General features: G+C 70.9%; 16 protein-coding genes. 14 read left to right on the forward strand and 2 right to left on the reverse strand.

What is annotated here, in order from left to right:
• The first annotated feature begins 1 nt into the window (after window position 1).
• From frdA to AB0J69_RS16515, 6 genes are all read left to right on the forward strand, one after another.
• Window positions 2–1,735, forward strand: coding sequence for a fumarate reductase (quinol) flavoprotein subunit (gene frdA / locus AB0J69_RS16490; RefSeq protein WP_364117630.1), 1,734 nt, complete (start codon window positions 2–4; stop codon window positions 1,733–1,735).
• 77 nt (window positions 1,736–1,812) lie between these two features.
• Window positions 1,813–2,577: a succinate dehydrogenase iron-sulfur subunit gene (gene sdhB / locus AB0J69_RS16495; RefSeq protein ID WP_364117632.1), complete on the forward strand. Its 765-nt coding sequence runs from the start codon at window positions 1,813–1,815 to the stop codon at window positions 2,575–2,577.
• Complete coding sequence (locus tag AB0J69_RS16500; RefSeq protein ID WP_364117634.1) at window positions 2,574–3,011, forward strand: hypothetical protein; 438 nt, start codon at window positions 2,574–2,576, stop codon at window positions 3,009–3,011. The genes sdhB and AB0J69_RS16500 overlap by 4 nt, the downstream gene beginning before the upstream one ends.
• Window positions 3,008–3,349 (forward strand): fumarate reductase subunit FrdD, encoded by a 342-nt coding sequence (frdD, locus tag AB0J69_RS16505; protein WP_364117636.1) that lies wholly within the window; start codon window positions 3,008–3,010, stop codon window positions 3,347–3,349. Before AB0J69_RS16500 ends, frdD begins: the two co-directional genes overlap by 4 nt.
• 122 nt (window positions 3,350–3,471) lie before the next feature.
• A complete protein-coding gene (locus AB0J69_RS16510; RefSeq protein ID WP_364117638.1) occupies window positions 3,472–6,216 on the forward strand; it encodes an immune inhibitor A domain-containing protein in 2,745 nt (914 codons plus the stop codon).
• A gap of 47 nt (window positions 6,217–6,263) precedes the next feature.
• Window positions 6,264–7,202 carry a diacylglycerol kinase family protein gene (locus tag AB0J69_RS16515; protein WP_364117640.1) on the forward strand — a complete coding sequence of 313 codons (939 nt, stop codon included), beginning with the start codon at window positions 6,264–6,266 and terminating at the stop codon, window positions 7,200–7,202.
• Window positions 7,203–7,358: 156 nt separating this feature from the next.
• Here AB0J69_RS16515 and AB0J69_RS16520 read toward each other — a convergent pair whose 3' ends face one another.
• Both AB0J69_RS16520 and AB0J69_RS16525 read right to left on the reverse strand, forming a co-directional pair.
• Window positions 7,359–8,129, reverse strand: a complete 771-nt coding sequence (locus tag AB0J69_RS16520) for an SWIM zinc finger family protein (protein ID WP_364117642.1) — start codon at window positions 8,127–8,129, stop codon at window positions 7,359–7,361.
• Window positions 8,130–8,131: 2 nt separating this feature from the next.
• Complete coding sequence (locus AB0J69_RS16525; protein ID WP_364117644.1) at window positions 8,132–11,116, reverse strand: DEAD/DEAH box helicase; 2,985 nt, start codon at window positions 11,114–11,116, stop codon at window positions 8,132–8,134.
• A gap of 73 nt (window positions 11,117–11,189) precedes the next feature.
• On the opposite strand from AB0J69_RS16525, the gene AB0J69_RS16530 reads away from it, so the two are divergent.
• From AB0J69_RS16530 to AB0J69_RS16565, 8 genes are all read left to right on the forward strand, one after another.
• Window positions 11,190–11,936: a methyltransferase domain-containing protein gene (locus AB0J69_RS16530; RefSeq protein ID WP_364117646.1), complete on the forward strand. Its 747-nt coding sequence runs from the start codon at window positions 11,190–11,192 to the stop codon at window positions 11,934–11,936.
• A 23-nt stretch (window positions 11,937–11,959) separates the two neighbouring features.
• Entirely contained in the window at window positions 11,960–12,124 is a 165-nt protein-coding gene (locus tag AB0J69_RS16535; RefSeq protein WP_364117648.1) for a hypothetical protein, read from the forward strand.
• A gap of 79 nt (window positions 12,125–12,203) precedes the next feature.
• The gene (locus AB0J69_RS16540) at window positions 12,204–12,584 is read left to right on the forward strand and encodes a phage holin family protein (RefSeq protein ID WP_364117649.1); all 381 of its coding nucleotides are present in this window, start codon (window positions 12,204–12,206) and stop codon (window positions 12,582–12,584) included.
• Window positions 12,581–13,180 carry a DUF3618 domain-containing protein gene (locus tag AB0J69_RS16545; protein WP_364117651.1) on the forward strand — a complete coding sequence of 200 codons (600 nt, stop codon included), beginning with the start codon at window positions 12,581–12,583 and terminating at the stop codon, window positions 13,178–13,180. Before AB0J69_RS16540 ends, AB0J69_RS16545 begins: the two co-directional genes overlap by 4 nt.
• Before the next feature lie 18 nt (window positions 13,181–13,198).
• Window positions 13,199–14,263: a YihY/virulence factor BrkB family protein gene (locus AB0J69_RS16550; RefSeq protein ID WP_364117653.1), complete on the forward strand. Its 1,065-nt coding sequence runs from the start codon at window positions 13,199–13,201 to the stop codon at window positions 14,261–14,263.
• A complete protein-coding gene (locus AB0J69_RS16555; RefSeq protein WP_364117655.1) occupies window positions 14,260–14,697 on the forward strand; it encodes a protease inhibitor I42 family protein in 438 nt (145 codons plus the stop codon). The genes AB0J69_RS16550 and AB0J69_RS16555 overlap by 4 nt, the downstream gene beginning before the upstream one ends.
• Window positions 14,698–14,707: 10 nt before the next feature.
• Window positions 14,708–15,427 carry a DUF1838 family protein gene (locus tag AB0J69_RS16560; protein ID WP_364117656.1) on the forward strand — a complete coding sequence of 240 codons (720 nt, stop codon included), beginning with the start codon at window positions 14,708–14,710 and terminating at the stop codon, window positions 15,425–15,427.
• Entirely contained in the window at window positions 15,417–15,821 is a 405-nt protein-coding gene (locus AB0J69_RS16565) for an HIT family protein (protein ID WP_364117658.1), read from the forward strand. The genes AB0J69_RS16560 and AB0J69_RS16565 overlap by 11 nt, the downstream gene beginning before the upstream one ends.
• Window positions 15,822–15,857 lie beyond the last annotated feature (36 nt).

Below are 15,857 nucleotides of genomic sequence, written 5' to 3' on the forward strand. Positions count from 1 at the left end.
AATGATCGATGTGCTCATCGTCGGGGGCGGCGGGGCGGGACTGCGGGCGGCCATCGCGGTCGCCGAGACGGACCCCGCGCTCAAGGTGGCCGTGGTGTCGAAGGTCTATCCGATGCGCAGCCACACCGTCTCCGCCGAGGGCGGCGCCGCCGCCGTGATCGGCATCGGTGACACGCTCGACGAGCACTGCTACGACACGATCTCCGGCGGTGACTGGCTCTGCGACCAGGACGCGGTCGAGGCGTTCGTGGCCGAGGCCCCCAGGGAGCTGATCCAGCTGGAGCACTGGGGCTGCCCCTGGAGCCGCGAGAGCGACGGCCGGGTCGCGGTCCGCCCGTTCGGCGGCATGAAGAAGATGCGCACCTGGTACGCCGCCGACAAGACCGGCTTCCACCTCCTGCACACGCTCTTCCAGACGACCCTGAAATATCAGGACATCATCAGGTACGACGAGTGGTTCGTCACCAAGCTCGTCGTCGACGACGGCCGCGTCCACGGCGTCGTGGCCGTCGAGATCAGGACCGGCCGGGTCGAGACCATCCCCGCCAGGACCGTCATCCTGGCCACCGGCGGCTGCGGCAAGGTCTTCCCCTTCACCACGAACGCCGCCATCAAGACCGGTGACGGCATGGCGCTGGCCTACCGCGAGGGGGCGCCGCTGAAGGACATGGAGTTCGTTCAGTACCACCCCACCGGCCTGCCGTTCACCGGCATCCTCATCACCGAGGCGGCCAGGGCGGAGGGCGGCTGGCTGATCAACAAGGACGGCTACCGCTACCTGCAGGACTACGACCTCGGCACGCCCACGCCGACCCCGAAGCTGCGCAGCATGGAGCTGGGGCCGCGCGACCGGCTGTCCCAGGCGTTCGTGCACGAGCAGCACAAGGGCCGCACCGTGGACACCCCGTACGGCCCGGTGGTCTATCTGGACCTGCGCCACCTCGGCGAGGGCAAGATCGACACCCGCATCCCGTTCGTGCGCGAGCTGTGCCGCAGCTACCAGAACCTCGACCCGGCCACCGACCTCATCCCGGTACGCCCGGTCGTGCACTACATGATGGGCGGCGTCCACACCGACATCGACGGCGCCACCCCGATCGCCGGGCTGTTCGCGGCCGGGGAGACGGCCTGCGTGAGCATCAACGGGGCCAACCGGCTCGGCTCCAACTCACTGCCCGAGATCCTGGTGTTCGGGCGCCGGGCCGGGATCGCGGCCGCGGAGTTCGCCAGGTCGCACCGGCAGGCGGAGGCGGCGGCCGTACGCAGCCAGGGTGAGGACGAGCGGCGGCGGTTGGAGGGCGCGCGCGAGGGCAGCAGGCACGGTGAGCGGATCGCCGACCTGCGCGAGGAGATGCAGCACACGCTCGAAGGGGCGGCCGGCATCTACCGCACGGGGGACGTGCTGACCAAGGCCGTCGACACGCTCGCGGAGCTGCGCGAGCGCGCCGCGGAGGCCCGCGTCGACGACACCAGCACCACCTTCAACACCGAACTGATCAACCTGCAGGAGCTGCACGCCATGCTGGAGATCGCGCAGACGATCGTGGCCTGCGCGCTGAACAGGCAGGAGTCGCGTGGCGCGCACCAGCGCACCGACTTCTCCGCCAGGGACGACGGCACGTACCTGGCGCACTCGCTGGTGCACCGCGCGCCCGACGGCACCCCGTCCGTCGGGCTGCTGCCCGTGACGATCACCCGCTGGCCTCCGGGAGAAAGGGTCTACGGCCGTGACTGAACCCGACGCGGTGAGCGGAGCGGGGGGCGCCGCGAGGCAGGCCACCCGCGGAGCGAATGAGGAGGGTGAGGCAACCGATGGACACGGCTGACACCGAGGCGGCACGGCAGGGGGCGGGCACGCGCACGATCCGGATGGAGGTCTACCGCTTCCGGCCGGGGGAGGACGCCGAGCCCGTCGTCCAGGGGTACGACGTGCCGCTCATGGCCGACTGGGCGGTGCTCGACGGGCTCAACTACATCAAGGACCAGCTCGACGGCAGCCTGTCCTACCGCTGGTCGTGCCGGATGGGCGTGTGCGGCTCGTGCGGCATGACGGTCAACGGCGAGCCCCGGCTGACCTGCGGCACCTTCCTCACCGAGTACGGCGACGGCCCGGTCAGGATCGAGCCGCTGAAGGGGTTCCCGGTCATCAGGGACCTGGTCGTGGACATCGACGACTTCCTGGCCAAGCTGTCGTCCGTGCGGCCCTGGCTGATCAGGGAGGGCGAGGAGCCGCCGCTGACCACCGAGTACGCCCAGACGCCCGAGCAGCTGGAGGCGTACAAGCAGTACAGCATGTGCATCAACTGCCTGCTGTGCTACTCGGCCTGCCCGGTGTACGTGCTCGACCCCGACTTCCTCGGCCCGGCCGCCATCGCGCTCGCCCAGCGCTACAACCTCGACTCGCGGGACATGGGCGACCGCTTCGACGTGCTCAACCTGGAGGACGCCGTGTGGGGGTGCACGTTCGTCGGAGAGTGCACGAGGGTCTGTCCCAAGCACGTGGACCCGGCCGAGGCCATCCAGCGTTACAAGCTGAGCGCCGCCCTGCGCTCGGTGCTGCCCTGGAGCAGGCGATGAAGGCGCGGCGCAGGGAGGAGGTCACCCCGAGCGCCGCCGTGCGCACGACCTCGGCCGCCTACCGGCCGCGGCGCGACAACCTGTGGTTCGCCCGGTCGCGCAACTACACCGTCTTCGTGCTGCGCGAGCTGACCAGCGTCTTCGTGGCCTGGTCGATCGTCTTCCTGCTGATGCTCGTCGACGCGGTGCTCGGCGGGAGCCTGCCGGAGTTCGCGGAGCTGGCGGGCCGGCCCTGGATGATCGCTATCAACGTGGTGGCGCTGGCCGCGACGGCCTTCCACGCGATCACGTTCCTGAACCTCGCCCCCAAGGCCACCGTGGTACGCCTGGACGGCTACCGGCTGCCCGCGTGGATGATCCAGGGCGGCAATCACTCGTTGTGGCTGATGATCTCCGCGATCATCGCCTTCTTCGTCCTGCGGGGGTTCCGATGAGGCGCACGCCGGAGCCGTACCTGTGGCTGCTGTTCAGCGGCGGGGGAGTGGTTGCGGCGCTCGTGCTGCCGGTGCTCGTGCTGCTGTTCGGGGTGCTGATGCCGCTCGGGATCCTGGACTGGCCCACGGCCGAGCACCTGGGCGCGCTGCTGGACAACCTGCTCGTACGACTGGCGCTGGTCGTGGTCGTCGTGCTGTGCCTCTTCCACGCCGCGCACCGGATCCGCTTCACCAGCGAGGAGCTGCTCGGCATCGGCAGATTCGACCTGCTCGTAGCGCTGCTCTGTTACGGGGGAGCCATCGCGGGCGGAGTCTTCGCTGTGAGTTTGATGTTCTGATTGTCGTAGTTTGATCACGTTTCAACAACGTACTTTACGATGGGTTGACCCACCCTCTAGCGTCCGGCATTGCACACCCTATGGCCATGCAGCCCGGCGATCCCGGGCAGAGAGGGTTCCTGGTGCCCAGCAGAAAGCGCCTGTTAGCAACGTTCCCGGCGGTCGCCCTCCTTGGCGCCGCCCTGTCCGTGCCCCCGGCTCAGGCGACCTCCGTCGCGAACTACGAGCCCGCGGCCTCGGACTTCTACATCAACTACGCTCCTCCGGCGGTCGAGAAGGACACGAAGGAGCCCACGCTCGCCGACCAGAAGTCGCGCTCGCTCACTCCCGCGCAGAAGTACGACCGGAAGTTCAGCAGTGGCAACCCGGCGGCCGGCCGCATTCTCGCCGCCCGCGAGGACCAGGCCATCAGGACCGGCCGCAACCCCGCTGAATGGATCTTCAAGAACTCCAAGCAGACCCGCACGGCCAAGCTCCTCACGGTCCTCGTCGAGTTCAACGAGCAGGCCAACGACGACTTCTCCGGCTTCAACCGGCTGCGCACGGTCAACAGCGAGCCCAACGACTGCGCGGTCGAGCCCCCGGGCACGCTCAAGAACGGCCCGCTGCACAACAACATCCCCGACCCGGCCACGCTGCCGCACAAGGACAACAACTCCTTCTGGGTCAAGGACTTCAGCACCGAGCACTTCAACAAGATGCTCTACACCGACAAGGGCATCACCGAGCGCGTGCGCCCGGACCTGAAGGACCCGCGCGACGGCAAGCCCGGCATCGACATCTCCGGCTTCACGATGAAGAAGATGTACGAGGAGATGTCGAAGGGCGCCTACTCGGTCACCGGCTCGGCGGTCGGCTGGATCAAGGTCCCGCACTCCGAGGCCTGGTACGGCGCGGCGGCCTGTGGCGGCGCGCCCCAGGACATGTCCGGCCACCCGGACAACCCGCTCGGCGCCCAGCAGCTGCCCATCGACACGGTCAACGCCCTGGCCCAGGCTCAGCCGGACTTCCCGTGGGCCGACTACGACGTCGAGGACACCTCCGACGCCGACGGTGACGGCAACCACGCCGAGCCCGACGGTGTGATCGACCACCTCGTGCTCGTGCACGCCGGCAAGGACAAGTCCTCCGACGGCGGCGCCGAGGGCACCTACGCCATCTGGGCGCACTCCAGCGCCGTCGCCGGCGGCTACAAGGTCCCCGGCACCGACAAGAAGATCTCCAACTACATCGTGCAGCCCGAGGACTCCGGCGTCGGCGTCTTCGCCCACGAGTACGGCCACGACCTCGGCCTGCCCGACCTGTACGACACCTCCGGCGCGGCCAGCTCCGCCGTCGACTTCTGGGACCTGATGTCCAGCGGCTCCCACTCGGGCCCGATCTTCCAGTCGATGCCGAGCCACATGGGCCTGTGGGACAAGTGGGTGCTCGGCTGGGCGAACCCGAAGACGTTCAACCCCGGCGACGCCTCCAGGCTCGTCACGGTGGGCCAGTCCTCGCGCACGCCCAAGCTCACCCAGGACGGCATCCGGGTGAACCTGGCCTCCTCGCCGGTCCGGATGATCGACGTGCACAGCGGCGCCAACGCCTGGTGGAGCGGTCTCGACCAGGACTGGGCCAACCTCACGCTGACCCGCGACCTGCCCGTGCCCGCCGGGACCGATCTCAAGCTGTGGATGTGGAACAACTACGAGATCGAGCAGGACTGGGACTTCGGCTTCGTCGAGGTCTCGACCGACGGCGGCGAGACGTGGGCCCAGCAGAAGGTCTACGACGAGGCCGGCAACGAGGTCAGCACGCCTGACGACTACCCGGACCCGTACAAGAACCTCAAGACCTTCGGCAACAAGAAGTACGGCCTCACTGGTGACACCGGCGGCGCCTGGCGGCACGACTACGTGAACCTGACGCCGTTCGCCGGGCAGACGATCAAGCTGCGCCTGGCCTACAACACCGACGCGGCCTACCAGATGCGCGGCTGGCACGTCGACGACTTCGAGCTCACCAACGGCGGCGCCGCCGTGTGGAGCGACGACGTCGAGAGCGACACCGGGTGGAAGCCCGTCGGCGGCACGTTCACCAACACCAGCGGCCAGGGCTGGACCCGCAACAACGGCGAGCGCGAGATCTCCCGCTTCTACCTGGCCGAGTGGCGGAACTTCGACGGCTTCGACAAGGGCCTGCAGTACACCTACGACACCGACTACCTCCGTGAGGGAGCGTGGAAGGTGCAGAAGATGAAGTACAACGCGCCGGGCCTGCTGGTGTGGTACCGCGACTCGACGTACATCAACAACAACGTCGCCGACACCCTCAGGCAGGCGCCGAGCCTCGGCCCCAAGGGCAGCCTGCTGGTCGTGGACTCCCACTTCGAGCCGCTGCGCCGGACCGGCACCGCGGCCGAGAAGGACACGACGCTGCAGAAGAACCTGCCGGGGCGCGCGCAGACCTCCAACGCCGCGTTCGGGTTCGGCAAGACGTACCCGTTCAAGGAGTGCCTGGAGGCGGCGGACGAGCCGTACAGCGAGTACTGCACGGACTTCCCCGCGCAGAAGGGCGTGTCCACCTTCACGGACGCGAAAACCTGGTACCCGGGCATCGAGCAGATCGACGGCGGCCTCTACTTCCGGGACGGCGACGCCTCGGTGGTCGTGCCGTCCAAGGGCGACCAGACCTACTCGACCCGCGTGGTGCACCAGGACGGCACCCCGGCCACGGAGCTGTACGGCCAGGTGGCCGCCGGCTCGGTGCTCGGCACCGGCAACCCCGGTGACGAGGGCAAGGCGCTGGGCGTGCAGTTCAAGCTGGTGAGCCCGCTGCCGGGCAACCTGGGCGCCATCGTCCAGGTGGTTCCGCCGAAGAAGTGAATCAAGGGCCGCCGGGGCACCCCCCGGCGGCTCTACGATTGGTGACCATGAGCGAATTGCGCACCAAAGACGAGCACACCGAGGCGATCCGGAGGGATCGCCGGGTGGCGGTGGTGGTGAACACTCGCTCGCGCCGCGGTCGCCGCCACTATTTCGAGGTGATCGAGCAGATCCACAACCTCGGGTTCGAGCCGCTGGCCGAGCTGTCGGTCTACAACCCCAAGAGGCTGCGCGAGCTGCTCGACACCGCCCTGGCCACCGATCCCGACCTGCTCATCGTCGGCGGTGGCGACGGCACGCTCTCCTCGGCCGTGCGCCACGTGGCCCACCGCGACGTGGCGCTCGGCGTGCTGCCGCTCGGCACCACCAACAACTTCGCCCGCAGCCTGGGCCTCCCGCTCGACCTGGCGGGCGCGATCAGGGTGTTCGCCACGGGCAAGGTGGCCGACATCGACCTCGGCATGGCCGACGACCGGCCGTTCGCCAACCTGGCCAGCTTCGGCGTCTCCGTCGAGGTGGCGGGCAAGGTCAAGCCCTGGCTCAAGCGGGTCGTGGGGCGCCCGGCCTACCCGCTGACGGCGCTGACGATCCTGCCCAACCACCGGCCGTTCCGTGCGTACATCACGGTGGAGGGGCAGCGCCACGAGCTGCTCACCCACCAGCTCAACATCGCCAACGGGCGCTTCCACGGCGGCTGGCAGGTGGCCAGGGACATCAGCATCGACAACGGCATGCTGGTGGCCTACCAGCTCGGCTCGGGCAAGAAGCTGCGCCTGCTCGGGGAGACGCTGATCAGGGCGACGACCGGCCGCTGGCGCAGCATGGCCGGCGGGCCGTTCGTGGTGGGCCGGGAGATGCTGCTGGAGACCGACCCGCCGATGGCCGCCGACGTGGACGGCGAGGTGCGGCTACGCACCCCGATCAGGCTCCGCGTGGTCCCGAACGGGGTGCGCGTCATGGTGCCCGCCGCCTTCGAGGACCGCTGAGCCGGCCCCCTCACGCCCAGGAGAATCCCATTGCTCCTGCCCTTCTCTCGCTTGAACACGCACAGTAGTCACTCCGTCGCGGGGTGTTCAGGGGCAGGGAAAGTGCGGCGGGGGCGTGCGTCAGGCGTCCGCCGGCCCCCGGTACGGGGACGCCCGTCAGGCGTCCGCCAGCCCCCGGTACGCCGGGGTGAGCGGGTGTGCCAGGTCGCCGGGCGGCGGGAAGACCCGCAGGAGCAGGTCGGGGGCGACGGCCGAGGGCCGGCGTTCGGGGCGGTGGGCCGTGGCCCCGGGGGCGTAGAAGTCGGCCAGGCGGTCCGCGAACGGCACGTCCGCCACCGCCAGCGGATCGGCGGCCGGTTCGTCGGCCAGCGAGCCGAGCAGCTGCTCCCGGGTGCGCCCGCGCCAGGCCAGCACCAGGAACGGGTCGTCGTCGAACGACTCGGCCAGCAGGTAGAGCACGGCCGACAGGTGCTTGCAGGGGAACCCCCAGTCGGGGCACGAGCAGTCCATGTCCAGGTCGCGCGGGAACAGGTCGATGCCCATCGCGGCGAACAGCTCCTCGATCTCCGGCGGCATCTCGCCCGCCAGGAGCTTGGCCCGGTAGACCGCCTGTGCGGCGATCGACTCCTCGATGGCGGTCCAGCGGGCCTCGTCGTACGCCTCGATCCGGACCGTGATCGTGTACGGCCGCGGCCGCGAGCCCTGCACGGCGGCCCTGACCTCGCCGGCGGACAGGTCGATGGACAGCACCTGGCCCTGGCGGGCGTAGGCCCGGCCGCGCGTGAGGCGGCCCTTGTCGCAGACGCGCTCCAGGATGTCGATGAAGCGGCGTGACCACCAGGTGGAGCCGATGCTGCCGCGGCGCGTGCGGGCCTTGAGGCCGCCCTCGACCTTGATCGGCTTGCCGCCGTCGTACCAGCCGGGCATGCTCAGCCCACCTCCTCGGCCGTCAGCCTGAACACCTCGCGCAGCTCCTCGGTGGACAGGTCGGTCAGCCAGTCCTCGCCCGTGCCCACGACCCGCTCGGCCAGCGCCTTCTTGCGCTCGATCATCTGGTCCACGCGCTCTTCGAGGGTGCCGGCGCAGATGAGCTTGCGCACCTGCACGTTCTTGCGCTGGCCGATCCGGAACGCGCGGTCGGTGGCCTGGTCCTCGACGGCCGGGTTCCACCAGCGGTCCACGTGGATCACGTGGTTGGCGGCCGTCAGGTTGAGCCCGACGCCGGCGGCCTTGAGCGAGAGCAGGAACAGCGTCGGCTCAGGATCGTTCTGGAACCGGTCGACCAGGCGGTCGCGGGTCTTCTTCGGCAGCCCGCCGTGCAGCCAGAGGACAGGGCGGTCGAGGCGCTGGGCGAGGTACGGCTGCAGCATCGTCCCGAACTCGGCATATTGCGTGAAGAGCAGTGCTTTTTCGCCCTCCGCCAGGATTTCTTCGGACAGCTGCTCCAGCCGGGCGAGCTTGCCGGACCTTCCCGCCAGGCGGGAGCCGTCCTTGAGCAGGTGAGCGGGGTGGTTGCAGACCTGCTTGAGCCGGGCCATGGCCGACAGCACCAGACCGCGCCGCTCGATGCCCTCGCTGCTGTCGATCTTGGCCAGCATGTCGTCCACGACGGCCTGGTAGAGCGTGGCCTGCTCGGTCGTGAGCGGGCACCACTCCTTGATCTCCAGCTTCTCCGGCAGGTCCGAGATGATCGACTTGTCGGTCTTGAGGCGGCGCAGGATGAACGGGCCCGTCGCCCGCCTGAGCGCCCGGGCCGCCTGCTCGTCCTGGCGGGCCTCGATCGGCTCCTGGAAGCGGGTCCTGAACCGCGAACGCGGCCCCAGCAGCCCCGGGTTGGCGAACTCCATGATCGACCAGAGCTCGGCCAGGTGGTTCTCCACCGGGGTGCCCGTCAGCGCGAGCCTGGTGCCCGTGGGGATCGACCGGACGGCCTGGGCCTGCAACGTGCCGCTGTTCTTGATCGCCTGGGCCTCGTCGCACACGACCCTGCGCCATTCGAAGCCCTTGAGCGTCTCCAGGTCGCGCTGGGCGGTGCCGTACGTGGTGATCACCAGGTCGGCGCGCTCGATCTCGGCGGCGTCGCGGCCGCTGCCGTGGTGCACGTACACCCGCAGTCCCGGCGCGAACCTGGCCGCCTCCCGCTGCCAGTTGCCGACCAGCGACATCGGGCACACCAGCAGTGTCGGGGCGCCGGCCCGCTCGTGGACGAGCAGCGCCAGCGTGGTGATCGTCTTGCCCAGCCCCATGTCGTCGGCGAGCACCCCGCCCAGGCCCAGCTCCGACAGGAAGCTCAGCCACGCCAGGCCGCGCTCCTGGTACGGCCTGAGCGTGGCGTCCAGGCCCGGCGGCGTGGCCAGCGGGGCGAGCCGCCGCTCGGCCTGCCCGGACAGCAGGTCGCCGAGCACGCCGTCGGCGTCGATCTCCAGCAGCGGCAGCTCGTCGTCGTCGCTCCGCACGACCTGGCGCAGGATGTCGGCGGCGCTCGCCTCGCCCGTACGGCCGCCCTCCACGGCCCTCAGCGCGGCCTTGAGCTGCCGGTCGTCCAGCTCCACCCACTGGCCGCGCACCCTGACCAGCGGCACCTTGAGCCGGGCCAGCTCGGCCAGCTCCGCCTCGCTGATCGTTTCCTCGCCCACCGCCAGGTCCACCCGGAAGTCGACCAGCTCCCGCATCCCGAACCCCTGGCTCGCGGCCGCCGTCTGCGCCTTGGTCCTGGTGGTCAGCTTCAGCCCCAGCCGGGTGCGGCCCGCCCAGCGCGGCAGCTGCACCCCGAACCCGGCCGCCTGCAGCAGCGGCGCGGCCTGCCGCAGGAATCCGAACGCGCCCGCCGTGTCCAGCGCCAGCTCCCTCGGCTCGGGGACGCGCAGGGCGTGGTCCAGCTCGGGATACAGCCTGACCGCGCGCCCGAGCCCCGCCAGCAGCTCCCGCTCCGGCCTGCCCGGCAGCCCCGTCCCCTGCCCGCCGCGCCAGATCGCCTCCGCCGGGACGTAGAGGCTGGGGTCGTCGGCGGCCTGCAGCGCCAGCTCGACCCGCCAGTCGTCGGTGTCGGCGGGCTCCAGCAGGCGGAAGCACACGCGCGTGGCGCCCTCGGACGCCGCCACCGCGTCGTGCCACTTCTCCAGCTCCTTGCGCAGCTCGACCACGTCGGGGCAGGCCGGGGCGGCTCCGGTGAGCGCGGCCAGCCAGCGCTCCTGGAGGGTCCGGGGCGGCCGGGCGATCAGCGGTTCGGTGAGCGTCCGGCGGACGAGGGCGTCGGCGAACGCCTCCAGCGCCGCGCGCAGGACCTCGGCGGACGGGCGCTCTGCGCGGGAGGTGCGGCAGGCGGGCGGCATGGCCAGGGCCAGCTCGCGGAAGTACGCAGCGTCGGCCCCGGTGAGGACCGGCCGCCACAAGGCGCGGGCGTCGTCCTGGGGGACCGCCCACATCGCCATGGAGTCGGCGGGGGCGTCCTGGGGGTCGGTGGCGACCAGTTGCGGGAGGACGCGGCCGCGGCGTACGAGATCGTGGGCGAAGGCGGCGACGGCGGCCCAGTGGCGCACGGTGGCGGTGGTGGTGGCGGCCGTGGTGGTGGCGGTGGTGGTGGCGTGCTCGTCCAGCACCCGGAGCGCCTGCGCGGCGGGCGGGACGACGGCGGGCACCTGCCACGGGCGCAGCCGCGGGCGGGCCACCTCCGCCAGCCGGCCGGTCTCCGGCGACGGCAGCGGCTCCTTCGCCGAGCCGGGCAGCAGCAGCTCCAGCGAGGTGCCCGACGAGGGGTCGAGGTCGAGCGCGGTGGCCAGGGCGGGCGCGGGGACGGCGAAGGGGTGGGGGCGCGGTGTGGTGGCGCTCCGGCGCCCCCGGAGGTCCGGATCGGGGTCGGTGCCCTCCGCCCAGAAGGCGAGCCCGTCCGCCGCCCAAACCCCGTGTACCAGCACCCCGGCAGGCTACCTCCACCAGCGGAAGATCGGGTCCGGGCCGGATGCGGCGGGGCCGGATTAGGATCTTGGCATGAGGTTTTCGGGAGCCGAGGACAGGTGGCGGCAGGGGCTGGGCACGTTGCGGGACGTCGTACGCCAGACGCTCGTCACCCGGCAGCTCGCCGAGCACCTTCCCGCCACTCCCTGCCGGATCCTCGACGTGGGCTCCGGTCAGGGCACGCAGGCGCTCAGGATGGCCGCCCGGGGTCACCACGTCACCGCGCTCGACGCCTCCGGTGACCTGCTCGGCCTCCTGGAGACCGGGATCCAGCCGGGCATGCGGGTCAGGACCGTCCGGGCCGAGGCCGAGCGGCTGGGGGAGCTCTTCGAGCCGGCCGGGTTCGACGCGGTGCTGTGCCACGGCGTGCTGATGTACTTCGACGACCCCGATCCCTTCCTCGCCGACCTGGCCCGGATGCTCGCCCCCGGCGGCCTGCTGTCGCTGCTCGTGCGCAACGGCGACGCGCTGGCCATGCGGCCGGGGCTGCTGGGCGACTGGGAGGGGGCGCAGCGGGCGTTCGGCGGGACGGGTTACGTCAACCGGCTCGGCGTGCCGGCCAGGGCCGACCGGCTCGGCGAGCTGACGGGGCGGCTGGCCGTACACGGGCTGGAGGTGCGTCAGTGGTACGGCGTGCGCGTGTTCAGCGACGCCTTCCCCGACGACGCGCCCATCCCGGAAAACCTCGACGACCTGCTGACGGCCGAGGAACGGGCCGGCCGGACGGATCCCTACCGCGGTGTCTCCGCCCTGATTCACCTCATCTGCTCGGCGTCGTAAAGACAACGGAGTAGAATAAAAGTATGAATCCTCCCGGATCGTGGTGTGAGCGGCCCAAGCCGCAGGCTCCCTCGTGCGAGCTCCCGTCCCCGTGGAGCAAACCGAAGAAGCCCGACAACTGGTGCGAGGTCCAGAAGGATCCCGTGCTGTCCGTCCTGGGATTCCTGTTCAAGGCCGCCAAGCGTTAGGTCCGCTACGCCCTATTACTTGGTGGTAGAAGGCCATTTGTTTGGGTAGTCGCCTTCCTCAGCGGAGGAGGCGAACGTTGTGAACGACACCCACAAGCTGGTCAACGATCTCTCCGAGCAGGTCTCCAGGCTCGTCAAGGACGAGTTCCGCCTGGCCAGGATGGAGCTCGCGGAGAAGGGCAAGCGCGCGGGATTCGGCGCGGGCCTGTTCGGCGCGGCGGGAACGGCCGCGTTCTTCGGCGGTGCGGCCCTCGTGGCCGCCGTCATCATGCTCCTTGCTCTGGTCCTGCCCGGATGGGCGGCCGCCGCGATCGTCGCGGGCGTGCTGTTCATCGCTGCCGCACTCCTCGGCCTCATCGGAAAGAACGAGGTGAAACGAGCGGCGCCGATGGTCCCATCGGAGGCCATCGCGAGCGTCAAGGCCGATATCGACATGGTCAAGGAGAGGGCACGGCGATGAGCGAGACGGACCCCGGACACAGCGAGCAGCACGCCGGTGACGTCGGCGCCCGCAGAGCGACCGTGGGCACCCCGACGGAGCGCGAGTCCATCAACGTTCCCCCGACCAGACCAGGCGCGGCAGAGAACGCGCGCCGGGCCGAAGCGGCCCGGCAGGAACACGAGACGTTCATCCCCGAGACCCCCATTCCGGATGAACGGTCCGAGGCGGCCGAGAATCTGCGGACCGAAGAGGAATCACTGAGAGGGGCGCGCGGGGCGGACGACGAGGAGGAAGAGGACGACGTGCGCAAAGATATCCAGGAGACCCGAAGAGAGATGGGCGAGACCGTCAGCGCGCTGGCCGAGAAGGCCGACGTGAAGGGCAGGGCCGAGCACGCGGCGGAGGTCGCCAAGGACCGGGCCGCCGACGCGGCGGAGGCCGTGCGGGACAAGGCCTCGGAGGTGGCGAGCAAGGTCCGCGAGGGCACGCCCGACCAGGTCAAGGACGCGGCGGCGGAGGCCAGGAAGCGGCCCGTCCTGCTGATCGCGGTCGTGGGCGCGGTGACGGCCTTCGTGGTGCGCCGCGTCCTGCGGCGCCGGCGCACCCACAAGTAAGCACGAACGCGACAGGACGTGTCCCCCCGAGACGTCCCCGACCGGCCCGCCCAGGACGACCCCCGTCCCGGGCGGGCCGGTCGCGCCGTGCCCGACCGTGACGTGCCCGACCGTGACGTGCCCGACCGTGACGTGCCCGACCGTGACGTGCCCGAGGGGCCGGGGGAGTTACCGCGGCGGGCGTGGTGGCGGGTGGTGCGGCGGACGGTCGCCGAGTTCCGCGACGACCGCGTGCAGGACCTGGCCGCGGCGCTGACGTACTATGCCGTGCTGTCCGTCTTCCCGGCGCTGATCGTGCTGGTGTCGCTGTTCCGGCTGCTGGGCAGGAACGACGCCGCTGCGGTGGTCGGGGAGCTCATGGAGGTGGCGCCGGCCGACGTGCGCACCGTCATCACGCAGGGCGTGCGGGCGGTCGAGGGCAGCGACGCCACGGCGGGTCTCGTGGCGGCGGCCGGGCTGCTGGTCGCCCTGTGGTCGGCCTCCGGCTACATCGCCGCCTTCATCAGGGCCGGCAACGCGATCTACGACATCGAGGAGGGCCGCCCGTTCTGGAAGGTGACCCCGCTCAGGATCGGCCTGACGCTGCTGACCACCGTGCTCCTCGCGGCCGGCGCGATCGCCGTGACGCTGACCGGCGATCTGGCCGGCGCCGTGGGCAGCGCGCTGGGCATGACCGACGCGGCGGTGACGGCCTGGAACGTGCTCAAGTGGCCGGCCCTCGCGCTCGTCGCCGCCGGTCTGATCATGGTCCTCTACTGGGCGGCGCCCAACGTACGCCAGCCCGGCATGCGCTGGATCACCCCCGGCGGCCTGCTCGCGGTGGCGCTCTGGGTCATCGTCTCCGGCGGTTTCGCCCTGTACGCCTCCCGCTTCGCCTCCTACGACAAGACCTACGGCACGCTGGCGGCCGTCGTGGTGTTCCTGATCTGGTTGTGGCTGTCGAACATGGCGCTGCTGTTCGGCGCCGAACTGGACGCCGAGCTGATCAGGGAGCGCAGGATCGCGGCCGCGGGGCAGCCGGCCGGGCGGGAGCCGTACGCGGTGCCACGGGACCCGCCGAAGGCCGATAACCTGCCGGAGTGATACGTCGAACGGCCGCCACGGCGCTGCTCGCCCTGCTGGTGGCGGGGTGCGGCGGCGGGTCGGCGGTGAGCGACTACGGCAAGGTGGTCAAGGGCGCCAAGGGCGCGACCGTGCCGGTGGAGGTGCGCCCGGGGCAGCGGTTCTCGCTGGCCGTCCCCGACAACCCGTCGGTGGGCGACAGCTGGGACCTGGTGGAGGTGCCGGACGCGAAGGTGGCCTCGTTCATCAGCGAGGAGAGCGAGCGCGAGGGCGACGCCCCCGGGTCCGGCGGCACCGCCTACTTCGTCTTCAACGGCAAGCGGCCGGGCACGACCGAGATCAGGCTGCGCAACTGCTGGCGCTGCGGCCGGGACAAGACGCCGTCCACCGAGGAGAGCAGACAGCAGTCCGGCGAAGCGATCTTCACCGTCACCGTCGCCGGGCCGGCCCGTTAGGGTGCAGATCATGGACTTCATCCGGGTGCGCGCCGCGGCCGACGGCGCGGAGACGATCTCCTACTGGACCGGCGACGTCTACGGCTGGCAGGACGACGACGGGCCGCACCACCTGTTCGGGTTCGAGGGGCTCAACGTGGCCAGGGCGGTCGAGACCGACGGCGGCTGGCAGCTCCTGACCCGCGAGGCCGCCCTCTACCTCGACCCCCGCAGCAGGCAGGTGCTCGACTCCTGGGACAACCCGTTCACCGGGCGCACGGTCGAGGTCCGCCACGTCTTCAACGATCCGGTCAACCAGCGGCTGGGGGCCTACCCGGTGCCGGAGACGCGGCTCGGCGACCAGGTCGTCTACAACGTGGACGTCCGGCTGGCCTACCCCTCGCCGCTCAAGGTCGCCGACTATCCCGACAACTCGGCGAGCGACACCTACCGGGCGCTGGAGCTGTTCCAGTTCTTCGTCTCGGCGCGCGACCTGGAGTCGGGCGTGCCCGACGTGCCGTGCGTGTTCTCCTGGTGCCGGGTCTCGCCGTGGCTGCCGTGGATGGCGATGGCGCAGCGCGGCGGCGGGCTGGTCTACCACTGCCGGGGCGCCAAGGTGGCCGAGGTGCCCGAACGGCTGCGGGAGCGGGTGGGCGAGCACTTCCTGCACGCGCCCGCCGAGTGGTCGGCGCCCAACATGACCAGCTGGACGGCGTTCGCCGGGCAGGTAAGGTCGGGCGGTGAGCACTGACCTGTTCTGCGAGATCATCGCCGGGGAGCGGCCCGCCCACGTGGTGAGCTCCGACGAGGTGGCGGTCTCCTTCCTCGACACCCGGCCGGTCTTCAAGGGCCACGTGCTGGTGGTGCCGCGCGCCCACGTCGAGACGCTCTCCGACCTCGGCGACGTCGGGCCGTTCTTCGAGCGCGTGCAGGCCATGGCGCGCGCGGTGGAGGCGGGGCTGGAGGCCGGTGGCACGTTCGTGGCCATGAACAACCGCGTCAGCCAGAGCGTGGCCCACCTGCACGTGCACGTGGTGCCGCGCAACAAGAAGGACGGGCTGCGCGGCTTCTTCTGGCCGCGCACCACGTACGACTCCGCCGAGGAGGCCGAGTCGTACGCCGGCCTCATCGCCAAGGCCCTCTGACCCCGCCCGTCCTCCCTCCCCGAAGGACGGCACCGG

The organism is Nonomuraea sp. NPDC049709, from assembly GCF_040674815.1.
In the GTDB taxonomy this organism is placed as follows: domain Bacteria; phylum Actinomycetota; class Actinomycetes; order Streptosporangiales; family Streptosporangiaceae; genus Nonomuraea.

Excerpts from the sequence above, each read along its gene's own strand:
- frdA (WP_364117630.1), top strand. The coding sequence starts at position 2 with ATGATCGATGTGCTCATCGTCGGGGGCGGCGGGGCGGGACTGCGGGCG.
- sdhB (WP_364117632.1), top strand. The coding sequence starts at position 1,813 with ATGGACACGGCTGACACCGAGGCGGCACGGCAGGGGGCGGGCACGCGC.
- AB0J69_RS16500 (WP_364117634.1), top strand. The coding sequence starts at position 2,574 with ATGAAGGCGCGGCGCAGGGAGGAGGTCACCCCGAGCGCCGCCGTGCGC.
- frdD (WP_364117636.1), top strand. The coding sequence starts at position 3,008 with ATGAGGCGCACGCCGGAGCCGTACCTGTGGCTGCTGTTCAGCGGCGGG.
- AB0J69_RS16515 (WP_364117640.1), top strand. The coding sequence starts at position 6,264 with ATGAGCGAATTGCGCACCAAAGACGAGCACACCGAGGCGATCCGGAGG.
- AB0J69_RS16520 (WP_364117642.1), bottom strand. The coding sequence starts at position 8,129 with ATGCCCGGCTGGTACGACGGCGGCAAGCCGATCAAGGTCGAGGGCGGC.
- AB0J69_RS16530 (WP_364117646.1), top strand. The coding sequence starts at position 11,190 with ATGAGGTTTTCGGGAGCCGAGGACAGGTGGCGGCAGGGGCTGGGCACG.
- AB0J69_RS16535 (WP_364117648.1), top strand. The coding sequence starts at position 11,960 with ATGAATCCTCCCGGATCGTGGTGTGAGCGGCCCAAGCCGCAGGCTCCC.
- AB0J69_RS16545 (WP_364117651.1), top strand. The coding sequence starts at position 12,581 with ATGAGCGAGACGGACCCCGGACACAGCGAGCAGCACGCCGGTGACGTC.
- AB0J69_RS16560 (WP_364117656.1), top strand. The coding sequence starts at position 14,708 with ATGGACTTCATCCGGGTGCGCGCCGCGGCCGACGGCGCGGAGACGATC.